This is a genomic window from Kocuria sabuli, from assembly GCF_040981185.1.
GTDB lineage: Bacteria > Actinomycetota > Actinomycetes > Actinomycetales > Micrococcaceae > Kocuria > Kocuria sabuli.
In genome coordinates this window covers 1-5,611 of the sequence record NZ_JAVHZE010000037.1, presented here as the reverse complement: position 1 = coordinate 5,611, position 5,611 = coordinate 1, and the positions used below count along the sequence as shown (strand labels likewise).

At 67.7% G+C, this 5,611-nt stretch carries 6 protein-coding genes and 1 pseudogene; 4 read left to right on the top strand and 3 right to left on the bottom strand.

The window, feature by feature from the left end:
* Positions 1-271 precede the first annotated feature (271 nt).
* From RE027_RS17620 to RE027_RS17605, 4 genes are all read left to right on the top strand, one after another.
* Positions 272-418, top strand: a complete 147-nt coding sequence (locus tag RE027_RS17620) for a hypothetical protein (protein ID WP_368809600.1) — start codon at positions 272-274, stop codon at positions 416-418.
* Between the two features lie 449 nt (positions 419-867).
* A complete protein-coding gene (locus RE027_RS17615; RefSeq protein WP_368809599.1) occupies positions 868-1,263 on the top strand; it encodes a GntR family transcriptional regulator in 396 nt (131 codons plus the stop codon).
* Positions 1,260-2,180, top strand: coding sequence for an ABC transporter ATP-binding protein (locus RE027_RS17610; protein WP_368809598.1), 921 nt, complete (start codon positions 1,260-1,262; stop codon positions 2,178-2,180). The genes RE027_RS17615 and RE027_RS17610 overlap by 4 nt, the downstream gene beginning before the upstream one ends.
* The gene (locus RE027_RS17605) at positions 2,177-2,917 is read left to right on the top strand and encodes a hypothetical protein (RefSeq protein WP_368809597.1); all 741 of its coding nucleotides are present in this window, start codon (positions 2,177-2,179) and stop codon (positions 2,915-2,917) included. The genes RE027_RS17610 and RE027_RS17605 overlap by 4 nt, the downstream gene beginning before the upstream one ends.
* A 217-nt stretch (positions 2,918-3,134) precedes the next feature.
* Here the strand turns inward: RE027_RS17605 and RE027_RS17600 are convergent, their stop codons facing one another.
* The 3 genes and pseudogenes from RE027_RS17600 to RE027_RS17590 all read right to left on the bottom strand — a co-directional run.
* The gene (locus RE027_RS17600; protein ID WP_368809596.1) at positions 3,135-3,440 is read right to left on the bottom strand and encodes a hypothetical protein; all 306 of its coding nucleotides are present in this window, start codon (positions 3,438-3,440) and stop codon (positions 3,135-3,137) included.
* A 367-nt stretch (positions 3,441-3,807) separates the two neighbouring features.
* Positions 3,808-5,316, bottom strand: a complete 1,509-nt coding sequence (locus RE027_RS17595) for a carboxylesterase family protein (RefSeq protein WP_368809595.1) — start codon at positions 5,314-5,316, stop codon at positions 3,808-3,810.
* A gap of 85 nt (positions 5,317-5,401) precedes the next feature.
* Positions 5,402-5,611, bottom strand: a pseudogene (locus tag RE027_RS17590) (diacylglycerol kinase); the annotation flags it as partial.

Sequence of the window (5,611 nt, the reverse complement as noted above, 5' to 3'; positions counted from 1 at the left end):
ATCTCGCGTAGTGACTGTCCCTGCGCCCGGCGCAGGGCGATCTCCTCCCGCTCGAGGAAGTTCAGGCACCGTCCCTTGAGGTTTCGTCCACAACACCACCCCCAAGGCTCAGTGTTGCAACCACCGCAAGAACCCAGGGTTCCTCATGTGGGCATCGTCGGCCTACGCAGAACATGTTGGCCTTCGCCGGTGTACTGCGGGGCAGGGGAGCGGGGCTGCGGGTGCTGAACCTGGGAGGGGGGATCTGGACACCGACACCCCGATGGGGTCGATGATTTCCCCGATCGTGGCTGCCCTGGTTCGGGTGGAGCTGGGGATCGAATGCCATCGCATCATCGAATCGGTGATTGAGGCCTGGGCCGTTGGTCAGGACTTGGGAGGGCGGCGCCCCGCCTTCATTGATTCCCAGATTCGTTGATTCCCAGAACCGGGTTGGGGTCTGAGTGCTCGAGACAGGGGCGTTGGCCATTCAGGTCGACCGCGACTTGGGTATATGGCGGGTTGCCCACGTCTGGCGCACCTGGGAGCTCCCGCAACGGGCGCTTTGTTGCCGTCGCGGTTTCGGAGTGGTGCTGGATCGGCCCTGACAAACTGCCCTCCGTCCATTGGCATAGCCGGTGCCGCGCACTGGGCTCGGACCCGAGTTCCACGGAGACGTCCCACTACCACCGCCTGGTGTGCAGTTCGTGTCAGTGGTGCTCGTGTTGGCGATGCCACGCCTGTGCTCACGTCCTCTCACGCTGGGGTGGGCTGGGCGTGCGGCGGTACTGCGGTGGGGAGACGGCCGGGATCCCTCGCCTCCCTTGACGCCCCCTCGCTCCTGCGGTGTACTAGTAGAGTAATTAACCAGCTGGCTCGGAGGTCGCCGTGATTGAAGAGGGCAAGCCCCTGTTCGTGCAGATCGCCGAGCAGGTCGAGGACTCGATCGTGGACGGCAGCCTCGCCGAGGAGGCTCAAGCCCCGTCCATCACCGAGCTCGCCGCCTTCTATCGCATCAATCCGGCCACCGCCGCGAAGGGCATCAACACGCTCGTCGGCAAAGGAGTGCTCTACAAGCGCCGGGGGATCGGCATGTTCGTCGCTCCCGGCGCCCGCGACCTCCTGCTGGCGGAACGGCGCAGTGCCTTCGCCCGCCGCTACGTGCAACCCCTGCTGGCCGAGGCACGCAAGATCGGGCTCGGACCCGACGACGTTGCCGATCTCGTCCGCGCCGGTGCCACACCGGCAGCACCGCAAGGCCCATCGGATCGGAGGACAGCATGAACCCCGTGATCGAGGTCCGAAACCTCACGAAACGCTACAAGGACAAGCTTGCTCTCGACGACGTCAGCTTCGACGTCCAGGAGAACACGATCTACGGCTTGCTGGGGCGCAACGGCGCCGGCAAGACCACCGCGATGTCGATCCTCACCGCACAGAACCTGCCCACCAGCGGGCAGGCGCGGGTGTTCGGCGCGGACCCCTACGAGAACGCCCGGGTGCTCAGCCGGATGTGCTTCGTGCGCGAGAGCCAGAAGTACCCCGACGACGCCACCGCGCGCCATGCCTTCACCTCGGCGCGGCTCTTCTTCCCGCGGTGGGACCAGGAGCTCGCCGACGAGCTCATCGACGAGTTCCAGCTGCCGCTCAAGCGCACGATCAAGAAGCTTTCCCGCGGGCAGCTCTCGGCCGTCGGCGTCATCATCGGCCTCGCCTCCCGCGCGGAGATCACCTTCTTCGACGAGCCCTACCTCGGCCTCGACGCCGTCGCCCGGCAGATCTTCTACGACCGCCTGCTGGCCGACTACGCGGAGCACCCGCGCACGGTGCTGCTCTCGAGCCACCTCATCGACGAGGTCGCGAACCTCCTCGAGCGGGTGCTCGTGATCGACGCGGGCCGGATCATCATGGACGAGTCCACCGACGACGCCCGCGCCCAGGCCACCAACGTCGTCGGAGACGCCGCCGCGGTCGAGGGCGCGGTGCGCGGCCGCGAGGTCATCCACCGCGAGAGCCTCGGCCGTGTCGCCTCCGTCACCTTCCTCGGCCGCCTCGACGAGGCCGAGCGCGCCGCCCTCACCGCGGCAGGACTCGAGCTCGCGCCCGTCTCCCTGCAGCAGCTCATCGTGCGCCGCACGCAGCGGCGCTCCCCCGGCCACGACACCTCCGCCGCGGCCAGCCAGGAAGGAGCACTCCGATGACCGCCCTCGACGCCGGCAGCGTGACCCGCCCTGCCGCGGTGCGCCGCCGCACCCTCAACGTGGTGCGACTGCAGTTCGTGAACACGCAGACGTTCGTCTGGGTGCCGGCTCTTGTGCTCGGCGGCGCATGGGTGCTCACGCTGCTCATCTACTGGATCATCCAAAGTGCCGGCGGCACCGACGTCAAGATCGGCGGGGGCTCGCAGGCACCGCTGTGGTACTTCCTCGTCGTCGGCGTCCAAGCCATGACGCTGACCTTTCCGTTCTCGCAGGCGATGAGTCTCACCCGCCGGGAGTTCTACCTCGGCTCCCTCGCCGCCGCGGCGGTGAGCGGTCTCGGGATGTCGCTGGTGTTCGTGCTGCTCGGGCTGATCGAGCAGGCGACGAACGGATACGGCATGAACGGGTACTTCGCCTACCTCGACTGGGTGTGGGAGGCCGGGCCACTGGCGGCGGGCCTAACGTACTTCGTGGCCACGATGCTGTTCTTCATCATCGGGTTCTGGTTCGCGACGATCTTCAAGCGCTTCGGCACGACCACGCTCGTGATCGTCATGCTCGGGATCGCCCTGATCCTGGTGGGACTGATCGCCTTCGTGACCCGGCAACATGCGTGGCCACAGATTTGGACGTGGCTCGCCGAGACCGGTTCCCTGGGCCTGACGATGTGGGCCGTCCTGGTGAGCGCTCTGCTCGCGATCGGCTCCTACCTCACCCTGCGCAGGATGCCCGCCTGACGATCAAATGACGAAGACTCCCGCACCGGACTCCGCCTCGCCGCCACCCGCGACCGGTTGAACACCAGCTCGAACAACACGTCATGGACGGTGTGGAGCGGCCCTACGCCAACCATGCTGGTGCACCACCTCCCAGCTTCATCAGGGAACTTCTGAAGCTCTAACGGACATGCTGGCTAGGCCCATTGCCCGTTGCAGTAGGGGTTACGTTCCGCTCTCAGGGGTGGCCCGGGGAATTGCTGGCCGGTGGTGGGTCGAGCAAGGTAAGACGCACCGGCGGGGTGAGGTGTCCCGGTTGGTCCAGCTCTGTTTCCCAGCGCAGCAGGTCCAAGGCTGCGGGCTCGAAGTGTGTGAGCGCGGTGAGGTCGATGATGACCTGGGTTCGGGAGGCAGGGGTCCGAGTGCGGTGGATCAACGAGTGCAACAGGTGCTGGTTCGTTTCGGTGAGGTGCCCGCTGATCACCAGGCGCGCTAGCTTCTCGTCCAGGGTGACCTCGACGAAAACGGAAAGTTGAAGTTCCACGACAGGGCTCCTGAGCCTCGAGAGAGGTGTGGCCGGCTGCTGGACCTGCTCTCAGGCTAGGAGAGTTGCCGCAGGCAGGCCAGGAGTGCGCCCGTCTCCTCGTCTGATGAATCGGGGAAGGCCTCCTCCACGATGGGGAGAGGGGAAGAATCGCCAGTCGGTGGGTTCTCCTGCCCGCACAGGGCACGGTGAAGACAGAATGCTGGTACCCGTTCTTGAACGTGGGCCACCATGGAAGGCTTCCCGGACATCGAGCAACGGCCCCCGCCCCCCGGGCAGCCGCACAGGTGCAATCTCCATCAACCCTGTGCGCTTAGCCTCATGGGGCAGAACCCGACTGGGGAGGGCATTGGCTCCGATCCAGAACTCACCGGGAGGCCGAGGGCGAGTCCATGCGTTCATGAGATCCGCCGATGGGGCGCGGAGCGATGTTCCATCGGTGCGAGGAACCAGGGTGTTCATCGCTCACATGACACCGCGGGTGCGGCACTGGGGCACCGCTGTCACTGACGGGACCGGTTCGGCCGATCACCGACGCCCAGGGCAGGTCCTGAGCACGCCGGTAGCGCAGCGCCCCGGGGATCCGGCCCTTCTCACCCAGCGGGATGCCGCGGGCGAAATCGGCCCACAACCGGCGCAGCTGCCGGCCGTGGGCGTCGATCTCCTCCCACGTCGCGCCGGCGACCAATCCCGTGTCGGCCCAGGTGTGCTCGTGGCCGAACAGCAGCGGCAGGTCGATGGCGTGGGCGGCTCCGTAGGGGTTGCCGGGGGCGGCCCAGGAGATTTCGTAGGTGTGGGCGGTGCCTCCGGCGCGGGTGTGGCGGGTGGCGAACCGGCGGATGGCCCGGGTGTAGACGGCTGCGCTCACGTAGCCCACCACGGCGCGGCGGACCAGACGCCCGAGCAGGGGAAGGCGGATCCACGGTTGCAGGGTCGTGGCGGTGGGGATGTGCAGTCGTGCTTCTTCGGTGGTGTGACCGATCAGGACGTCGATGTGCGGGGCCACCGTCTCCCAGGCCGCCTCGACCTTGTCTTCGGCGGGCAGGGGGTGGTGGCCGTACTGGGTGCCGAAAGCCATCGCGCCCATCAGCCCGAAGGAGGCGGCGTGGGCTGCGACCTCGGCCTGGAGGACCACCACCTCACTGGCGGACATGTCGGCGGTGACGATCTCAGCTGCACGGTTCATGGCCTCGTTCATCGCCGCCCGGCCGCGGGTGATGCCCAGAGGGGGGCTCTGCAGGATGGCGCGCCGGAACAGTGAGGGAGCTTCGGGGGTGGCCATCAGATGGGCCACCGCGTCCGCCCCGGCGGATTGGCCGAAGGCGGTGACATTGCAGGGGTTCCCGCCGAAGGCGGTGATGTTGCGTTGCACCCAGCGGAAGGCCTCAAGCTGGTCGAGCAACCCGAGGTTGGCCGGGCGGTGGTGGCCTGAGCCCAGGTAGCCGAACAACCCCAGCCGGTAGGTCACCGTCACCACCACCACGCGTTGTTCGACGACCAGCCGGGCCGGGTCCATGATCGCGGCGTCCCCGGCCCCGGTGGTGTAGGAACCACCGTGGATCCACACCATCACCGGCAGCCTCTCATCCGGTGCCACGTCGCGGGGCAGCGTCACGGACAGCCGCTGGCACTGCTCGTCCCGGGGCAGACCGGCCATGGCCCCGCCGAGGACCTCCTCCAGGAAGGGGGAACGGACCTGGGGGCAGGCCGGGGCCGGGGCCGTGGCCGCAAAGGGCTCCACCCAATCGGGCGCCGGGCCGGGGACGGTGAACCGGCCGGCCATGGCATAGGGGATCCCACTCGCCCGGATCACCTCACCGTCGGTCCAGCCGTGAACGGGCCCGCAGGCAGGGGCGAACCTAAGGGTGGTGGTCATCGTTCCTGTTCTCGACAGTCATCGGCAGGGAAGGTGGAGGTGGCACCCGCCAGGGCAGGGGCTGGAATGGTGATGCTCGTGTCGGTCAGCCGATCACGGTGAGGGCGGAGGGGGCGGACTCGACCCGTACGGTGGTGTTCGCCGGGACGGAGTGGACCTCTCCGTCGAGCTGGTAGGGCATCGGCTTGAGCGCGGTGAACTCGTAGCGGGCCACACTGGGCTGGTCTCCCAGCCCGGTGGTGGCCGCGCGGGCGGCCTTGAGCAGCACGCGCCACTTGGCGGCGTGCTCGAAGAG